General features: G+C 70.1%; 16 protein-coding genes. 4 read left to right on the top strand and 12 right to left on the bottom strand.

Going from position 1 to position 16,301, the window contains the following annotated elements:
- Positions 1-122: 122 nt before the first annotated feature.
- Positions 123-1,160 carry an L-glyceraldehyde 3-phosphate reductase gene (mgrA, locus tag ACWGH0_RS23855; RefSeq protein WP_453406243.1) on the top strand — a complete coding sequence of 346 codons (1,038 nt, stop codon included), beginning with the start codon at positions 123-125 and terminating at the stop codon, positions 1,158-1,160.
- 341 nt (positions 1,161-1,501) lie between these two features.
- Here the strand turns inward: mgrA and ACWGH0_RS23850 are convergent, their stop codons facing one another.
- From ACWGH0_RS23850 to ACWGH0_RS23840, 3 genes are all read right to left on the bottom strand, one after another.
- Complete coding sequence (locus ACWGH0_RS23850) at positions 1,502-1,813, bottom strand: winged helix-turn-helix transcriptional regulator (protein ID WP_453406267.1); 312 nt, start codon at positions 1,811-1,813, stop codon at positions 1,502-1,504.
- 322 nt (positions 1,814-2,135) lie between these two features.
- Positions 2,136-3,254: a baeRF3 domain-containing protein gene (locus ACWGH0_RS23845; protein WP_453406242.1), complete on the bottom strand. Its 1,119-nt coding sequence runs from the start codon at positions 3,252-3,254 to the stop codon at positions 2,136-2,138.
- Between the two features lie 165 nt (positions 3,255-3,419).
- The gene (locus tag ACWGH0_RS23840) at positions 3,420-4,217 is read right to left on the bottom strand and encodes a prepilin peptidase (RefSeq protein ID WP_453406266.1); all 798 of its coding nucleotides are present in this window, start codon (positions 4,215-4,217) and stop codon (positions 3,420-3,422) included.
- Positions 4,218-4,357: 140 nt separating this feature from the next.
- On the opposite strand from ACWGH0_RS23840, the gene ACWGH0_RS23835 reads away from it, so the two are divergent.
- Positions 4,358-4,813: a DUF192 domain-containing protein gene (locus ACWGH0_RS23835; RefSeq protein ID WP_453406241.1), complete on the top strand. Its 456-nt coding sequence runs from the start codon at positions 4,358-4,360 to the stop codon at positions 4,811-4,813.
- Between the two features lie 191 nt (positions 4,814-5,004).
- Here ACWGH0_RS23835 and ACWGH0_RS23830 read toward each other — a convergent pair whose 3' ends face one another.
- From ACWGH0_RS23830 to ACWGH0_RS23820, 3 genes are all read right to left on the bottom strand, one after another.
- Entirely contained in the window at positions 5,005-5,346 is a 342-nt protein-coding gene (locus tag ACWGH0_RS23830; protein ID WP_453406240.1) for a hypothetical protein, read from the bottom strand.
- A gap of 134 nt (positions 5,347-5,480) precedes the next feature.
- Positions 5,481-7,061: a polymorphic toxin-type HINT domain-containing protein gene (locus ACWGH0_RS23825; RefSeq protein ID WP_453406239.1), complete on the bottom strand. Its 1,581-nt coding sequence runs from the start codon at positions 7,059-7,061 to the stop codon at positions 5,481-5,483.
- A 275-nt stretch (positions 7,062-7,336) separates the two neighbouring features.
- Positions 7,337-7,906 carry a hypothetical protein gene (locus ACWGH0_RS23820; protein ID WP_453406238.1) on the bottom strand — a complete coding sequence of 190 codons (570 nt, stop codon included), beginning with the start codon at positions 7,904-7,906 and terminating at the stop codon, positions 7,337-7,339.
- A gap of 1,092 nt (positions 7,907-8,998) precedes the next feature.
- Between ACWGH0_RS23820 and ACWGH0_RS23815 the strand changes: the two genes are divergently transcribed.
- Complete coding sequence (locus tag ACWGH0_RS23815) at positions 8,999-9,676, top strand: endonuclease domain-containing protein (protein ID WP_453406237.1); 678 nt, start codon at positions 8,999-9,001, stop codon at positions 9,674-9,676.
- A 1,162-nt stretch (positions 9,677-10,838) separates the two neighbouring features.
- Here ACWGH0_RS23815 and ACWGH0_RS23810 read toward each other — a convergent pair.
- The 4 genes from ACWGH0_RS23810 to ACWGH0_RS23795 all read right to left on the bottom strand — a co-directional run bounded on the left by ACWGH0_RS23810 (position 10,839) and on the right by ACWGH0_RS23795 (position 14,476).
- A complete protein-coding gene (locus ACWGH0_RS23810) occupies positions 10,839-11,342 on the bottom strand; it encodes an FBP domain-containing protein (RefSeq protein ID WP_453406236.1) in 504 nt (167 codons plus the stop codon).
- 714 nt (positions 11,343-12,056) lie between these two features.
- Positions 12,057-12,620 (bottom strand): dihydrofolate reductase family protein, encoded by a 564-nt coding sequence (locus tag ACWGH0_RS23805; RefSeq protein WP_453406235.1) that lies wholly within the window; start codon positions 12,618-12,620, stop codon positions 12,057-12,059.
- A 349-nt stretch (positions 12,621-12,969) separates the two neighbouring features.
- Positions 12,970-13,863, bottom strand: a complete 894-nt coding sequence (locus ACWGH0_RS23800; protein WP_453406234.1) for an SGNH/GDSL hydrolase family protein — start codon at positions 13,861-13,863, stop codon at positions 12,970-12,972.
- On the bottom strand, positions 13,847-14,476 hold the full coding sequence (locus ACWGH0_RS23795; protein ID WP_453406233.1) for a PadR family transcriptional regulator: 630 nt from the start codon (positions 14,474-14,476) through the stop codon (positions 13,847-13,849). The genes ACWGH0_RS23800 and ACWGH0_RS23795 overlap by 17 nt, the downstream gene beginning before the upstream one ends.
- A 221-nt stretch (positions 14,477-14,697) precedes the next feature.
- Here ACWGH0_RS23795 and ACWGH0_RS23790 point away from each other — a divergent pair, with 221 nt between their 5' ends.
- Positions 14,698-15,207: a nuclear transport factor 2 family protein gene (locus tag ACWGH0_RS23790; RefSeq protein WP_453406232.1), complete on the top strand. Its 510-nt coding sequence runs from the start codon at positions 14,698-14,700 to the stop codon at positions 15,205-15,207.
- Between the two features lie 61 nt (positions 15,208-15,268).
- On the opposite strand, the gene ACWGH0_RS23785 is transcribed toward ACWGH0_RS23790, so the two are convergent.
- Positions 15,269-15,940, bottom strand: a complete 672-nt coding sequence (locus ACWGH0_RS23785) for a permease prefix domain 1-containing protein (protein ID WP_453406231.1) — start codon at positions 15,938-15,940, stop codon at positions 15,269-15,271.
- The gene (locus ACWGH0_RS23780) at positions 15,937-16,278 is read right to left on the bottom strand and encodes a PadR family transcriptional regulator (protein WP_453406230.1); all 342 of its coding nucleotides are present in this window, start codon (positions 16,276-16,278) and stop codon (positions 15,937-15,939) included. The genes ACWGH0_RS23785 and ACWGH0_RS23780 overlap by 4 nt, the downstream gene beginning before the upstream one ends.
- Positions 16,279-16,301 lie beyond the last annotated feature (23 nt).

Below are 16,301 nucleotides of genomic sequence, written 5' to 3'. Positions count from 1 at the left end.
ACCGATCCGGCACGCGCGGCTTTCCCAGCCGGACGCATGCGGGTCCCGAAGCGGCCACACTACTGCGCGGGCGTCTCGGCGGCCCAACCCGGCCTGTCACAAGTCCGTGATAGGAGAGGAATGTGACTGATTCCCCTTTGTACCTCGCCGCCGGTGACCGCTACGACTCCATGGAGTACCGGCGCACCGGCCGCAGCGGGCTCAAGCTGCCCGCCGTCTCGCTCGGCCTCTGGCACAACTTCGGCGACGACCGCCCGCTGGACACCCAGCGCGCCATCCTGCGCCGCGCGTTCGACCTCGGCGTGACGCACTTCGACCTGGCGAACAACTACGGCCCGCCGGCCGGCTCCGCCGAGCTGAACTTCGGGAAGATCTTCGCGCAGGACTTCGCCCCGTACCGGGACGAGCTGATCATCTCCACGAAGGCCGGCTACCTCATGCACCCCGGCCCGTACGGCGAGTGGGGCTCGCGCAAGTACCTGCTGTCCTCGCTGGACGCCTCGCTGACCCGGATGGGCCTGGAATACGTCGACATCTTCTACTCCCACCGCTTCGACCCCGAGACCCCGCTCGAGGAGACGATGGGCGCGCTGGCCACCGCGGTGCGCCAGGGCAAGGCGCTGTACGCCGGCGTCTCGTCGTACAACGCCGAGCAGACGGCCGAGGCGGCCGGGCTGCTGCGCGAGATGGGCGTGCCGGCGCTGATCCACCAGCCGTCGTACTCGATGATCAACCGCTGGACGGAGGACGACGGCCTGCTGGACACCCTGGAGGAGGCCGGCATGGGCTGCATCGCCTTCGTGCCGCTCGCCCAGGGCCTGCTCACGGGCAAGTACCTGAACGGCATCCCGGAGGGCTCGCGCGCCACCCAGGGCAAGTCGCTCGACCCGGGTCTGCTGTCGCAGGAGGTCGTACGCCGCCTCAACGGACTGAACGACATCGCGCGCCGGCGCGGCCAGTCCCTCGCGCAGCTGGCGCTGTCCTGGGTGCTGCGCGACCCGCGCATGACGTCGGCGCTGATCGGCGCGTCGAGCGTGGGGCAGCTGGAGGAGAACGTCGCGGCGCTGGGCGGGCCCGCACTGTCCGACGAGGAACTGAAGGAGATCGACACCTTCGCGGTCGACACCGCCGGCACGAACATCTGGGCCGGGCGGGGCTGACGGTGCGCGTGTGAGCCGGGAGGCGTGAAGGCACCGGCGCCACGGGTGTGACGGGACAAAAAACGGGCCGGTCCGTGGGGGGGATACGGACCGGCCCGAGGGGGGGTTTCCACCATAACCCTTCGTAAAGGGTGCTCGCGCCCCCGCCGCTCCGAAAGTCGTCCATGATTTTTTCCAGCGGTGCCGCAGGCGGGCCTACAGCCCAGTCGGCACTAGGGAAAATACGCTTCTGCTGACCCTCCCCCGTCCCCCCGAAGAGCGAACCGGGGGAGGGAGCGGACTTGACGCTCCGCTTACGCGAAGGCTGACGCGACGGCTCGAACGGAGGCTCGCCCGACGGCTCACGCGACGACGTCGCGCCGCTTGGCGGCGAGGATCCGGTCCATGTGCCGGGTGGCCCACGCGCCGAGCGGCCCGAGGGCCGTGTTGAGGTCCTCACCCATCTCGGTGAGCGAGTACTCGACGCGCGGCGGGACCTCCCGGTACACCTCGCGGTGCACGATGCCGTCCCCCTCCAGCTCGCGCAGATGCTGGATCAGCATCTTCTCGCTGACACCGGGCACCTGGCGCTTGAGCTGCCCGAAGCGGAGCGTGCCGGCGTCGTGCAGCGCCCACAGGATCAGGGCCTTCCACTTGCCGCCGACCACGTCCATGGCGGCGTCGAGCCCGCAGACGTACGGCCCGGTGTCCTTGCCCACCGCCGGCTCCTCGCCCACTGCCGCCTCCTTGCCCGTCGCCGACTCCCTGCCCACGCCGACTCCCCTGGTTCGTAACGGCTTTCGCGCCGTCCGACGAAGGTCATCGACTGTACGGGGCGGCGGGCGGTGGAAGAAGCGGACGTCGATAGCAGCAGATGTCGGCAGGAGTGGACGTCGAAAGCAGCGGACGTCGAAAGGAGTGGACGTCGGGAGCAGCCGGCGGCCGGGAGCAGGGGGCGGCCGGGAACGCCCGCCCGCCCGCCACCGCCCCGGCGGCTCAGTACCGAAGGGCCGCCGCGATCCCGTGGGCCTCCGCCAGGGACTCGTCCGGTACGAACACGACCTCGCCGTCCGCCGACAGCACGGTCTCCACCACGGAGTCGATGATGTCCTCCTCCGCGCCCGGCATGTCCTCCTCGCCCGGATCGGGCAGAGTGAGAGTCGCCCGTTGCGCGCCCTCCACCGTCTCCGGCCGGGCGCTCACCCGCAGGCCCTCCTCGACGACGAGCAGCGCCACGCGCCCCTCACCCGCCGCCTGCCACACGTCCTGCACGCCCGCCGAGTACCGCTTGCCGCTGCGCGCCTCGTCGAGTCCGCGCATCGCCCGCGCCGTGTCGGCCTCGGCGAGGGCCCGGCGGGCCGGTGCCAGTTGGGCGGACATCTCCGCCGTCGTCGTGTTCGTCAGTCCGCCCACTTCGAGCTCGGCGGCGATCGCCTGCCCGTGGTGGGTGACCTCGCGGTACATCGAGATGTGCTTGCTCAGTCCCACCAGGACGACCGGCAGCGGGCTCGCCTGGAGCACCGCGGTGAGCTTGCGGTCGGCCTCCATCAGCATGTTGCGGAAGTCCTGCGCGGTCCACTGGCCTCCGTCGCGGCTGGGCGCCTTGTCGCGCTCCGCGCCGGAGGAGATCACCGGGAAGCCGGACACCTCGTCCTCGCTCACCTGCTCACCCTGCCCGCGCCACAGACGCACCTCCCCCGTACTGAGGACGACCACCAGGTACTGGCGCTCCCTCGCCGCCAGCGCGACCAGGTTGCGGGTGAGGTACGTCGTGTTGATCACGATGCGCTCGGGCACGGACCCCCCGACCAGGAAGCTCCGGTGCTCCTCGGGCGACGCGTAGACGACCAGGCCGTCGCCGAAGTACTCCGGGTCGAGCCTGTCGGCCGCGGCGGACAGTTGCTGCGCCACCGCCGTCGCCTGCGCCTTCGACACCTCGGGGTCGTCCGCGAGGCGCTTCTCGGCCTCGGTGAGCAGGTTGCGCAGGCGGATGTGGTCCTGCTGGCTCTCCGGCCAGTGCCGGTGCGTGGGCAGTGTGACCGACACGGCCGGATACGGGCGGGGCTTGCGCAGTTCGGCGAGCAGTTCCGGGGTGGGGCGGGTCGGCTGCGTCATTCGGGCGCTCCTGGCTGCGGCTGCGGCTGTGGATCGCGGGCAGGCGGCTTACCGTGCCGACCGCCCGTCCGTACGTACGTGCGTTCATTGCGAGCATTGCCTACATTGCGTGCGTTACACACGTCTCATGGCAACTTCTCACGATTGCCCGGTCGGCGCGCGCGGTCAGACGGCCGAAGCGCCCACTCCGCCCAGCAGCAGCCCCGCGAGCGCCCCCGTGATCATGAAGGGGCCGAACGGGATCGCGGTCCTGCGTCCCGCGCGCCGCAGCAGCACAAGACCGACGCCGTACACCGAGCCGAACAGGAACCCGGCGAACGCCCCCGCGAAGAACACCGGCCATCCGTACCAGCCCAGGGCGGTCCCGAGGGCGAGGGCCAGTTTGACGTCGCCGAAGCCCATGCCGTTGGGGTTGACCAGGAACAGGAGGAAGTAGCCGCCGCCGAGGGCCACGCCCCCGAGCAGCGCGCCCGTCCACGACCCGCCGTTCCCAGGCAGCAGCGCGGCCGGCCCGAGCAGGGCGGCGGTCGCCCCGGCGAGCGGCAGGGTCAGGACGTCGGGCAGCCGGTGCACCCGCCGGTCCACCACCGCCAGGAGCACACCGAACGGCGCCAGCAGCAGCCACACCCCCAGCTCCGGCCGGGCCCCGGTGGCAGCGGCGAGCAGCGCGCACGCGACGGCACTGACGACGACGGGGCGCACGGTGCCCGTGTACGGCGCGGGAGCGGACCCCTGCGGCGGTACGCCGTCCGGAGTACGCACCGGCGCGCCCACCTCCACCACCGCCGCGCACCGCGCGCAGCGCGCCGTACCGAGCCAGCCCCGCCCGGGCCCCGCGAACGGATGCCCGGCCGGGCACGCCGACCGCCACCCCTCCTCCGGCTCGACGGCCAGCCGGTAGGCGGCACGGGGCACGAACACTCCGGTGGCGGCACCCCAGAGGGCAGCGGCCGCGATCAGCATGACGTACACGAGGGGGAGCCTAGGGGGCGGCGGGGGGTTGGGGCATGGGTCTGGGGGCCTAGAGGGGTGGGGGGTGGGGGTCGGCCGTGAGCCGTGGGGCTTGGGCCGCCGGCCGCAGGCCGCGGAGCTACCGTCGACGCATGCGCATGGGGCAATGGGTGGACGGTGCCGGGACGTTGACGGTGACGGTTGCGGCGGGGACGGCGGACGGCCGGGCCGGCCAGGTGCCGGTGTCCGTACCGATCGAGATCGCGGCGTCCCGACGGGCCCGCACGCGGGGGCTGCTGGGCAGGGACGGCATCCCGGGCGCGCTGCTGCTGACCCCCGCGAGCAGCGTGCACACCTTCGGCATGCGCTTCGCGCTCGATGTGGCCTACCTGGACCGCGACTTGCGGGTACTCGCGGTCCGCATGATGCCCCCCGGCCGCCTCGGCCTGCCCCGCCCACGCGCCCGCCACGTACTGGAAGCGGAGGCGGGGGCGCTGGAACGGTGGGGGGTACGGCGGGGAGTGCTGCTTACGGTTCGCGGTGCGGGGGCGCGGGGCGACGACGAGGGCGCGAGCGGGGACGGTGGGCGGGGCGGGGATGTCGGCTGACGGTGGGCGATTCCGCTGATGCCGGGTGACGGTCGGCGACTCCGCAGACGCCGGGTGACGGTGGGCGGGCCTGCTGATGCCGGGTGCTGTGCAGCCGGCGGGGGTGGTCTCTCCGTCGGCCCAGGCTGGCTGCCTGTCACGCCCGCCCCACTCCGCGCCGCCACCGGCTCCCGGAGTCCGCTACTCCAGCGTTACCGGGGCGCTCCCCCGCCCGACTCCGGGCCGTACGGCACGTCCTCGGACAGCCTCGGGTCGTAGTACGTGACCTGCCAGGCCGCACCCAATTGCCGGGCCAGCTCGCGCGCGAGCGTCGCGCCGCGTTCGGCGAACGCCGCCTCGTCCTGCGGCGTCGGAAATCCGGACGCCACGGGGTCGTCGCGGTCCAGCGTGGCGTCGTACGCATCCCCCCAGCGCTCCAGCTCCGCCGCGAGGCCCGCATCGACCGGCAACTCGCCGGGGGCGACGTTGTCGCTGATGCCGTCGCTGCCGCGGACCCACACCGGGTGGCAGTCGTAGTCCGCCGCCAACCGCACCCGACGTACGGCACCCGGTCCGGTCCCCGGTCCCCGGCCCGTGCCGGTTTCCGCTCGTACGTCCCCTGCTCGTGCTTCTGCCCTCATACCGTCACCCGTCCCGCTTCTCGTTCCCGTTCCCGTTCCCGTTCCCGCTAGCTCACGCTCTTCGGGTTGGCGCCGACGACGAACCCGTTGTTCCCCACCGTCACCGCCACCCTTCGCTTCTGTCCCTTGAACTCGACCTCGTAGATCGGCCGCCCGTCCCCCTTGCCCTGCGTACCCACCTTCTTGCCCTTGGTCGCAGCCTGCATCACGAGGTCGGGAATGTCCTCCCGGGCGATTCCGCTCCGTTCGAAATCATCGGCGTGCTCTTCGAGGATGTGCTTGAGGCCGGCCCGCGAGTTGCCCTCCTCCAGGAACACGATCTTGCCGTCGGCGTCCCGCTCGGCCCTGATGACCTTCTCCGGGTCGAACTTGACGCCCGTCTCCTTCATCTCGTCGAGGAGTTCCTTGTCCACGCAGTCGTTGTTGTGGACGAGGACGTTCTGCCCGCCGACGCCGACGTAATACGTGTGGATGCCGGCGACGGTGAGGTCGTGGGTGGTCTGCCGCCGGGTGTGGTGCGAGACCGCCGTGACCGGGAGCGCGCTGCCGTCGGAGGCGCGGAGGCTCGCGCCCGGCCTGATGTCGCCGGCGTCGGCCCAGCGGGGAGCGCCGTCGCCGGTCACCCAGAAGGGATGCGTGTCGGTCGCGGTGACGGCGCGGTGTCCGGCCGGCGTACGGACGGTCAGGCGGGTGAAGTGCTTGTCGTCGTACGTCGTGATGGTGTGCGTGACCCGGCGGCCGGTCGTCACGCCGCGGACAGGATCGGTCACGGTGACGAGATCACCGACGCGTACGTCCTCGATCGGGATGCGGTCCCGACCCGATCCGTCGGCGAGCAGTACGAGGGTGCCGGGCAGGAAACTGTGGGCGCCGGCGCAGGTGATGGGCCGTTTGTCGGGCTGGTCGGGTTTCCTTTGGCCCGGTTTCTTCTCGTCGAGTCTGCGCTGCGCGTCGGCGAGTTTGTCCTGGGCGTCCTCGACGCGCTTGCGGTTCTTCACCATGCCGGTGAGGCCGTCGTACAGATCGTCGCCGTGCTTCTTCAGCTTCCGTACGAGCTCGGCGGCTTTCTTCCACTTCCACGGCGCGCCGTACTTCGCGGCCAGCTTGCCGACAGCTCCGCCGATGAGGCTGGTCAGGACGTTGATCAGGGTTTCGGTGCAGGACCCGGCGTTTCCGGTCGTGACGCAGTCGACGGCATCGGTGATGCCGAGTTCCTCGGCGAGGATCTTGCCGAGCTCCTTCGCCGCTTGCTGGGCCTTCTCGCTGTCGCTCTGCTCGGCGTTCTTGGCGTCCTGTAGCTCTTTGAGGGCTTTCTCGTACGCGATCTGCTCGGGAGACTTCGTTCCGTCGCCGGCTTCGTTGGTGTTTCCGGTGCCGTTGGTGCTTCCGGTGCCGTTGGTGTCGCCGTCGCCCTGCTTCCCACCGTCTTCGCGTGCCTGCGGGTCGCCACCTCCACCACTCCCGCAGTCACCGCTGCCGGTGATCCGGCAGACCGCCGCGCCGACCTGCTCGGAGATGGTCTGCCCGAAACCGGTGGCGACGAGGGCCCCGATGATGGCGGCGACGACCAGCACAAGTGCCGCGTACTCCAACGTGGTCTGCCCCGACTGCGCCTTGCGCAGCCCCAACAGGCGTGCCTCGGTTCGCGGTTGGCGACGTCGCCTGCGGGGTCGACCGAAGTGGAGTGCCATGCCGTGACCGTACGGAACACCGTGTTGACGGGCATGGGCCCACGGACCCAACGCGGGCTCAAATACCGAGGCGGCGCGGGCGGTGGTCGGCGAGGTGAGGTGCCGGGTCGGCCGAGGACTCTGGTGCGGTCGGGGTTTCTGGGCGTGGTCGGGGTTACGGGGCGCGGTCGAGGCTCCTGGGCGCGGTCAAGGTCCCTGGTGCGGTCGAGGCATCAGGGAAGTTTGGACGCCTGGGCGGTGGCGAGGCGGGTGGGGATCTCCGGGGGCTTCGCGTCGATGAAGTTAGCGGCGTAGAAGATGACGACCGTCGATCCGGTGCGTACGAGCTGGAAGACGAGCGGCACGTCGGCGCCTTCGAATGCTCCGGTCACTTGGTAGGCCAGGGCCTCCTGCCCGGCTCTGGGTGCGGGTAGCGGCTTCACCTCCGTATAGGTGGAGGGTCCTTCGCCGCCGGTGGTCTTGAAGCCGTCGGCACAGGCCCGTACGGCCTTGCTGACGCCTCGGAGAACCTGCACCGCGCTCCCTCCGGGATACGAGGTGAGGATCTCGGTAACGACCGTCTGGTCGTCCCGGCCCTCCTCCGACTCGTCAGTCAGCGTGCGGTGGACGACGGCGGAGGGTGTGGGCTCGGGCGCACCGTTGATGACGGCGGCGAGCGCCTGGCACTCGGGCTGCGCGGCGCGCTCGGTGCCGGTCTGGCCGGCGCCCTCCATCGGCGTAACGGCGAAGTCCGGTACGTCGCCGTTCGCAAGGGCAACCTTCTTCAGCTCACGTGCGCTCAAGGTGACGCCGGTGCTGGTGACCGGTTTGTCGGTGGCGGCTGGAGCGGTGACAGAGGGGGAGGCAGAGGCGGCTTCTGCTGGCTTCGCCCGACTGTCCTTGTCATCAGTAGCGACGGGACCGCCACCGCAGGCCGCCGTCAGGAGGAGAACTGCTGCGACTGCGGCTGCTCTGGCTGGAGCTGGGGCTGTGGCAACACTGACGGCAGATGCGGGTCGACGAGCCGCAGGAGCTGACGGCGTTGGGTTGGGCGAAAGGGCTGAACGTGCTGACTGGGTGGACCGTGTCGAACGTGCCTTCACGCCTCACTGCTCCCTGCGTACGACGACTGACGGCTATCAGCGCATGGGCGGCTGACGGCTGAGCGTTTGTCCGCCGCCATGGGCCGCCTACGGCCTAGCGCCGACTACCGGCTCCTTGCTCCTTGCTCCTTGCTGCTGGTTGCCTCGTCACTGGTCCCCCGCACGCTAACAAGGTGCGGTGGAGGGCGCCTGGGCCCACGGGCCCAAATGCACTCCGCGTCCGCTCATCCACACTTATCCACAGGGGTCGCGTACGTGGAAGTCGACTGGGACGCTCGACACATGACGCGCACCACGGGGGATACGTCGGCGACGGCATCGGCATCGGCATCGGCGAGGAGTTTGATAGCACCGTTGCCGCTGACCGTGCTGGCGCGGCGCCAGGGTGGCGTGCTGCTGACCCGCCAAGCCGCAGAGAACGGCTGGTCACCGTCCCGTCTCCATCGCGTACTCAGAGAGGAAGGCTGGACGCGGATCCGTCGGGGAAGCTGGGCCGAGCCCGGCATGGTGGTCGACCGCACGACGTGGTTACGGGCGGTCCAACTGGCGCACCCACGACTTGTCGCAAGCCGATGGACGGCGGCTTGGCTGCACGACTTCGAACTTCCGTGGACAGCGAGTAACGGGATGCCGGCGCAGGATCGATGGCCTGTGCAGGGAGAGAGGTCGGCGCAGGACGGAAAGTCGGCGCAGGAAGGAGAGGTGGAGTCGGATCGAGGGGTGGCGTCGGCCCGACGGGTGGAGGCGGGCCGAGCATTGCAGTCAGTAGGAGGGTTAGGAGCGGCACGAGGGTTGGAGCGCGGGCTGGACTTCACGGTCCACGCCGCGAAGGCGTCGGGGGTGGTGCTGCCGCAGGCGCGCGTGCACCGGGAGTGGTTGCCCGAAGAGGCCACGGCGTACGTCGCGGGCATCCGCGTCACGACCGTCAGTCGCACGCTGGCGGACCTGTTGCGGTCGAGCCCTCGGGACGAGGCTCTGATCACCGTCGAGTCGGCGGTGTCGATTCGCCCGCCGACGGGCGACCCGACGGCGAAACGACCTGCGTTCACGCACCTCGGAGCGGTAGCGGCTGCTCTGGAGGCCGGACCTCAGCGTGGCGTACGGCGAGCGCGCGCCGCGCTCGCGCTCGCGGACCGGCGGAGCGGTTCGCCCGCCGAAACTGTCGCTCGTCTGCACATACACGACGCGAACTTGCACCCCGAGCCACAGGCGCAGGTGCGGCCGCCGGGAGGCCGACGGCGGACTGTCGACTTCCTGTTCCGGGCTGAGGGTGTGGCGGTGGAGATTGAGGGCTACGCGTACCACGGCGACCGAGACGCCCATGAGCGAGACGTACGTCGCTTCAACGAACTCAGCTTGTGCCAACCCATCCGCCGATCGCTTCGATTCACAGCCATGGATGTCTACCGCCGCCCGGACACGATGATCGAAGAGATCCGTAGCGCACTGGCATTGGAGAGTCGGGGATGACGAAGCGGCGGCGAACGCACGCGGCGAACCACCCGTTGCTTCTGGGGGGTGTGGGGCCGTCCCCGGGCGCTTGAGTGTCGGTGGGCCGGGGCGGCGCGTCAAGGGCGCTCCTACGTCGCGTCGCTGCGCGATGGACCTACGGCCCACCCTTGACCCACCACCCCGGCCCACCGCAAACGCTTATAGGGGGACGACGCCAAGAAAACGCCCTGCACGGCAGCGGGGACAGGGGCGGGCGTTGGTTCGGTGGCTTGCGGGTGTGTGGTGGGGTGCGCGGTCGGTTCTGGGGCGGCTCGGCCCCTGTCTCAGCGGGTGCGACGACGGCCACTGGTGCGACACCGACATTGAAACCCACACGCACACCCACGCCAGTGGACGACGAGCCGATCGGGGCGACCTGCGGACCCGTGGCACAGCGGGTGGGGCGCAGTCGGTCCAGGGGTGGTGGGGCCCCGCCTCAGCGGGTGCGACAACGGATGTCGTGCGACACGCACGTCAGGACCCGCACGAAGACTCACACCGGTGGGTGCTTGCCGTGGTCAGGACGACCTGCGGACTTGTTGCTGAGTGGGTGGGGCGCGACGGAGGGAACGGGGTGAGACGGGCAGTTCGGTTCTGCCCCGACCGGCGGCCGACGGGGCTACAAGCACATGGCTGAGGTGGGTGGGCAAGGGCGCCCAGGTGACTCACTGGCCGCAGATCGATATCGGCGATCCACGCTCACGCTGGTGAGGACGCTGGGACGAACTGCACAGAACGCGGAGGTGGATGACTGTTTCGCACCCATTCACCCTATTAGGTCGACTGGTGGGCGCGTCATTTGTTGATTACGTCCCGCACCACCGGTCTCGTGCGGGGCGTCAGCCGACCATACGGCCGGGCTAGCGCCAGCGATTAGGTGCGCGGCTACCCGCGCCACGCAGCCATTGATCTCCAGCGCAGGCCGTTGGGGGAACGCTGCAGCCTCGACGGTGGGGCGCGTGTTGGTCGCACAGGGTCCGTGGGCCGGCTCCCCGCCGCCAGGCCGGCGGGACGAAGTCGACAGGCGGGGGAGTCATACGTCCCTCTACCAGTCGCTCGTCACCGGCGTTTCGCTCGCCGCCGGTCCTCGTGCGCACGGTTCGTGCGCGTCAGGTGCCTGCTGTTCGCCCATGGCAGCGGTTCAGTTGCCCGTGACCTTGGCCACGAAGGCGTCGAGGTTGGCTGTCATACGGGCGAGACGCTCGTACAGCGTCAGAGTCTCCTCGTACCGCCCGGAACGCAGTTTCGGCTGCCGCTTGCCGCGCACGTACAGGGAGCAGGCGAGGTCTGCGCAGATGTAGATACCGACAGTGTTGCCCTCGCGGCCCTTGGTGCCCGCCAAGGGGGCGACCAGCAAGGTGACACCCGAAGACGCATGACCCGTCAGGCATACCTGGCACAGGCTGGACTTCACCGCACTGGTGCGACTCACCGACGGTACGCGCAGCGAGACCCCCACCGGGCCTTCCGCTCGTGGCAGCACGATATGCGCCCGCAAAGGTGCTCCCGGGTCCACCCAGCCGATGAAGTCCAGTTCGCCCCATGGCAATTCGGCGAAGCCGAGCGGCAGGCGCAGCCGTGCCGCCTCGCCCTTGGTGCAGTTCACGAAGGAAGAGCGGATCTGTTTCTCGGTGAGTGGTTCCACGGGCGTCGACCCTACGGCCGCCAAAACCACCCCGCATCTCAATATCCGCAGGCCCCTCCAACCGGCCTAGGTATAGATCCACGGGTTCACGTGCTCCCCATGGCCGGCCACCCATACGAGCAGGGCAACGCGCACGGCGTCCTCCAGGCCGCCACCGCCGTCACCACCCCGCTCGGCCTGCTGCTGCCAAGGGTCGGTGCCCGATCCTCCCAACCCACCGTCCGCCACCAAGCACCCGGTCCGTGGCACGTAAGTGGTCAGCGTGCGCGCGAGATGCCCATGCCGCACATCGCAGGTCACAGGTCACAGGTCGCACGTCGCCTGCGACATGTCGCCTGCCGCCTCTAACTCCGCACCAACAACCGTCGCCGCACCCGCCGAAGCAGGGGCCGCACCACCCCGAAAGCCGTCGCGCCCCACCCACACACCCGCCATCCGGCGACGCACGAACAACCACTCACCGAGCCTGACCCGTGGGCTCCCCCCGGGGGCCGCCCCCCTCAAGCACTGCGTCGGAGGTTCGGCGGTCAAGGGTGGAGCGGAGCGGAATCGCCGCAGGCGACGCGACGCAGGAGCGCCCTTGAGGGGCGGGCCTCCGACGCCACCCTCCAGAAAGGCGGCCCCCACACCAGAAGCAATCACCGCCCCAGGCCCAACAAAGCCCCCGGCCCGTCACCCCACCCCCGCCGCACCTCACCCACCCCACACCGCCGCTCAGGCACGCTTCGGTTCGAAGTGGAGGGCCGTGATGCCGCAGTCGAACGGTCGCGCCGTGACCAGGCGGAGCTTCTGGTAGCCATCCCGGTTCGCGAACACGGGCATGCCGGCCCCTATGGCGGTCGGGTTGACGAACAGGTGCAGTTCGTCCAGCAGCTCCTCGGCGATCAAGTTCGAAACGAGCGTGCCGCCTCCGTACGCGATGATGTCGCCTCCCGGCTGCGCCTTCAGCTTGTTCACCGTCTCGGCCAGGTCACCACCCGCCACGACGGCGTTCTCCCACGGCGACTCCGTGAGGGTGTTGGAGATGACGACCTTGTGCGTGTTGTTCATCTTGTCGATGGACGCCTGGTCCTCCCCCTCCGGGCCGGCCGCCCAGGCCGGAATGAAACCCTCCGCGAGCTTGCGTCCCAGCACGATGCAGTCGACCGGGTCGGTCAGCGCACCGATGTAGGCGTTGATGTCGTCCGTCCAAGGGAACGTCATCCAGTCCATCTCACCGTTCGGGCCAGCCATGTAGCCGTCGACGGTCATCTGAACCTGAAGCTTGAACTTGCGCATGGTGGTACCTTTCGGGCGTTTCGCTCGGGAGGGGACGGAGACGGCTCCGCGCCGCGCACTGCGTCTGCGGACTTCGTGCTCCGTGTTCGGTGCTCTGTGTTCGGTGCTTGGTGCTTTGTGCTTGGTGCTTGGTGCTTGGTGCTCGTGCTCGTGCTCGGTAATCGGTGTTCTGTGCTTGGTGCTCTGCGCCTTGTGCTTGGCACCTACTGCCTTGTGCTTGGCGCCTACTGCTCTGTGCCTTCTGCTTCTTGCTTCCTGCTGCGTGCTTCGTGCCCTGTGTGCTTCGTGTTCATTGAGACCTCACTGCACTGCGAAACTCATCGGCCAGAGCACTCTTCATCGGAAGAACTTAGCCGGAATGATCAACGAAGTAGGTCAGTTCGGGCCTCTTCGCCGTGCGGCCGTCTCCTGAGGACCGGCCGCGCAGGCGTCGCCCCAGCCACGGACCGAGGTGCGCGCCGACCCATCGCAGCTCGGCTTGCGCCGCCCGCCAGCCGGCGACGGCGGTATGGGGAGGCAGCGGGCGTGACCACGCGTCGTCGACGCCGGGGAGTTGTAGGGCGTACGCTGCGGCCGCCGCGAAGCGTTCGTGGCCGAGCGGGCTCAGATGGAGCCGGTCCGCGGTCCACATCCGTGGGTCGACGGTGAAGGCGTGTTCGGCGGTCTCGACGACCACAACGCCGTGGCGGCCGGCCGCCGCGCGGATGCCCGTGTTCAGCGCGTGCATACGGGAACGCAGTGGCCGGGCGAGCGGCGCGACCTTCCCGATGTCGGGGAAGGTGATCGTCATGACGCGGGCGCCGCCGCGCGTCAGGGCGGCGAACATCGCCTCCAGGTGCCCCACCACCTCGGCAGCGTCGAACTTCGGCCGCATCACGTCGTTCACCCCTGCGACCACCGTCGCGAAGTCGGGGCGCAGGGCCAGAGCCGGTGCGAGCTGTTCCGCGCGAACCTGACCGGCGAGGCGTCCCCGTACGGCCAAATTGGCGTACTGAAGAGAGGGGTTGGCAGCGGCGAGGTGTTCGGCGAAACGGTCCGCCCAGCCCCGGAGGCCGGTGGTGTCGTCACCGTCGCCGAGCCCTTCGGTCTGGCTGTCCCCCAGGGCGACGTAACGGGCGTACGACAGCGCCCGCCCACCACCGCCCGCACCAGGCACGTTGTCCGACACGTGTCCCCCGTCCGCCGCCCGTCGCCCGTCCGCCACCTGCCGCCCGTACGGCACCCGCTCATCGCCGTTCTGCATCGCTGCTCCGCCTCTCCGTGGTCCGCCCCTCGGTGCTCTTCCTCTCGCGCAGGACGGCCGCAACGCGCAGCCCCCACTCCCGGTTCTCCCGCTCCAGCGCCAGGCCGCGCAGGCAGGTGAGGTACGGGCCAATCCGGTCGCCTCGGCGCAGGAACTCCTCTTCGGCCAGGTCGCCGCGCATCTTGCGCAGCACCTTGCCGAACAGCTCGATCTTGGCCTCGGCCAGTGCGGCCCGCTGCTCCAGTTGCTCGATCACCCGGGCGGTGTCGACGCTGTCGGCGGCCTGGACCTTGACCAACAGGTCGTCGCGGATGAACGAAGCCTTCGGCGTAGCGGCGGCGAAGGCTTCCAGCTCGGCGAGACCGGCCTCCGTGACGCGGAAGAGGCGCTTGTTCGGCCGCGCCTCCTGGACCACCTGCCGACCCGCGACCAGGCCCTCCTTCTCCAGCTTGGCCAGCTCGGCGTAGAGCTGCTGGGGCAGGGCGTGCCAGAAGTTGGCGACGCCGATGTCGAACGCTTTGGCCAGCTGGTAGCCGCTGTACTCGCCCCGGCCGTCCCCGTCACTGCCGTCGCCCGCGAGCAGCGCTGCGAGGACGGCATGTCGCAAGGCCATCGATGCGGCCCCTTCCTTTTCTGCGTGCGTACCCACATCATCATAGTCAAGAAAGTGACTAGTCAGATTGATGACTAGGGAGACGGTGCCCACGTGCACGTACGTGACGGTGAAGTGGATGCGCGTGCGTGGGTGCTTGCGCCCGTGCGCGCCTGCTTACGTGCACGCACGTGGGCGCGCAGCCACATGTGACTGACCCGACTGTTGAGGAGTACCGACGCATGAACGATGACGACCAGCTTCCTGCTGAGGCCGCCGCCACCGCCGCGCGCTTTCGTGCCGCCGTGGAGAAGGAGGATCTCGCCGCGCTCGACGGGCTGTTCGCGGACGGCATCCGCCTCTACAGCCCGGTGAAGTTCCGGCCCTTCGAGGGCAAGCCGATGGTCATGGGGCTCTTCGGCGTCCTGCTGCGGACCTTCGAGGACTTCCGTTACGTCGGCGAGTACGCCGGTACGGCGGAGACGAGCGCCGACGGCGGTGAGGCCCCTTCGGCGGTGCTGCTCTTCCGTACGGTCGTGAACGGCAGGGCTGTCCACGGCGTCGACCTGCTGCATTTCGACGAGCAGGGCCTGATCAAGGAGTTCACGGTGATGGTCCGCCCGCAATCGGCGGTGCATGCCCTGGGTGAGGCGGTACTGGCGGGGCTGGTGGCAGACGGACTCGCCCCCGGCCCGGACCCCGTGACCGAAGCCGCCCCTGTACCGCCGCCTTCACCCGCCCCACCCGCATAAGCCGCCCGTCCGTGACCTGGTGGGACCCGGCGCCCGGCCGGCCCCTGGCTCGGTGCGGCGGCTACGCCACCGGGGAGCGCGCGCACCGGCGGCAGGCGCGTGCGGAAGCTGCGACCAGGGCGTGCGACGCGGCGGCCAGTGAGCCGGCGAGGGCGAGCAGCGGCCAGGTCGTGGCCAGGAGTGCGGAGATGGTGAGAGACAGGGTGGCGATCGCCATGGCCACGCTCGCGGTGGTGCCGGTCCATGCGACCACGAGGGGGAGGTGGTGCGGCGTGGGAAGCCGGCGGGCGAGGGTGCCGGTGGCGGCCAGGGTGGCTGCCGCGAGCAGCGCGGCCACGCCCGCGATCCCCGCCAGGTGTACGGCCAGCGACTGCGCCGCCCGTGGGACGAGCCAGGCCTGACCCGGGTCGGCGCTCCGCACCACGTACCAGCAGGCGATCAGGAACGGGGCGGCGAGAGCCGCGGCCCGGGCGGTGTGCCGGGCCTGGGCGATGGTCAGTTCCCGCTGACAGCTCGGCACTATTTCGTCCGGACTGCCGAAGTCCCGTACCGCTTGCCGGGTCGCCTCTTCGCGGGGCAGGCCCCCGTGGGTGTACGCCGCGATCGTCTCCGCGAGGCCGTCGCGCACCTCGTCGACCAGCCGCGCCTTGACGCGGGCCGGACCGTGCAGGGCGCCCGCCAGGGTGTGGGCGTACTCCTCGACGGGGTCGGCGTGCCTACCGGTGGCGTTCACGTGGCGGGCCGGGGCGGCGGTGCCGGGTTCAGGACGGAGCCGATCGCCGTCGTGAACTCCTCCCACGCCGTCCGCTCACGGGCCAGGCTGCCGCGCCCGGCGTCGGTGAGTTCGTAACAGCGCCGTCGCCGCTCGCCGACGGAGTCCCACGTGCTGCTCAGCAGCCCGAGCCGCTCCAGCCGGTTCAGCGCCGGATAGATCGTTCCGGTGCGGAGGTCGAGCGCGCCTCCGCTGCGCTGCTGGACCGCGGTGATGATCGCGTACCCGTGCAGCGGCCCTGGTTCGAGCACGGCAAGCAGCAGCCCGTCCAGATGTCCTCGTACCGCGTCTGCCCTCATAGGTAGGCAGCCTACCCAATGGA

This window comes from Streptomyces sp. NPDC054887 (assembly GCF_053610585.1).
The sequence above is the reverse complement of the archived record's forward strand: the minus strand, read 5'-3'. Positions and strand labels throughout refer to the sequence as shown.

Bases quoted from the DNA above. Each gene is read 5' to 3' on its own strand.
- ACWGH0_RS23850 (WP_453406267.1), bottom strand. From the start codon at position 1,813: ATGGACGTGGTCGGCGGCAAGTGGAAGGCCCTGATCCTGTGGGCGCTG.
- ACWGH0_RS23845 (WP_453406242.1), bottom strand. From the start codon at position 3,254: ATGACGCAGCCGACCCGCCCCACCCCGGAACTGCTCGCCGAACTGCGC.
- ACWGH0_RS23840 (WP_453406266.1), bottom strand. From the start codon at position 4,217: ATGCTGATCGCGGCCGCTGCCCTCTGGGGTGCCGCCACCGGAGTGTTC.
- ACWGH0_RS23835 (WP_453406241.1), top strand. From the start codon at position 4,358: ATGCGCATGGGGCAATGGGTGGACGGTGCCGGGACGTTGACGGTGACG.
- ACWGH0_RS23805 (WP_453406235.1), bottom strand. From the start codon at position 12,620: ATGCGCAAGTTCAAGCTTCAGGTTCAGATGACCGTCGACGGCTACATG.
- ACWGH0_RS23800 (WP_453406234.1), bottom strand. From the start codon at position 13,863: ATGCAGAACGGCGATGAGCGGGTGCCGTACGGGCGGCAGGTGGCGGAC.
- ACWGH0_RS23795 (WP_453406233.1), bottom strand. From the start codon at position 14,476: ATGGCCTTGCGACATGCCGTCCTCGCAGCGCTGCTCGCGGGCGACGGC.
- ACWGH0_RS23790 (WP_453406232.1), top strand. From the start codon at position 14,698: ATGAACGATGACGACCAGCTTCCTGCTGAGGCCGCCGCCACCGCCGCG.
- ACWGH0_RS23780 (WP_453406230.1), bottom strand. From the start codon at position 16,278: ATGAGGGCAGACGCGGTACGAGGACATCTGGACGGGCTGCTGCTTGCC.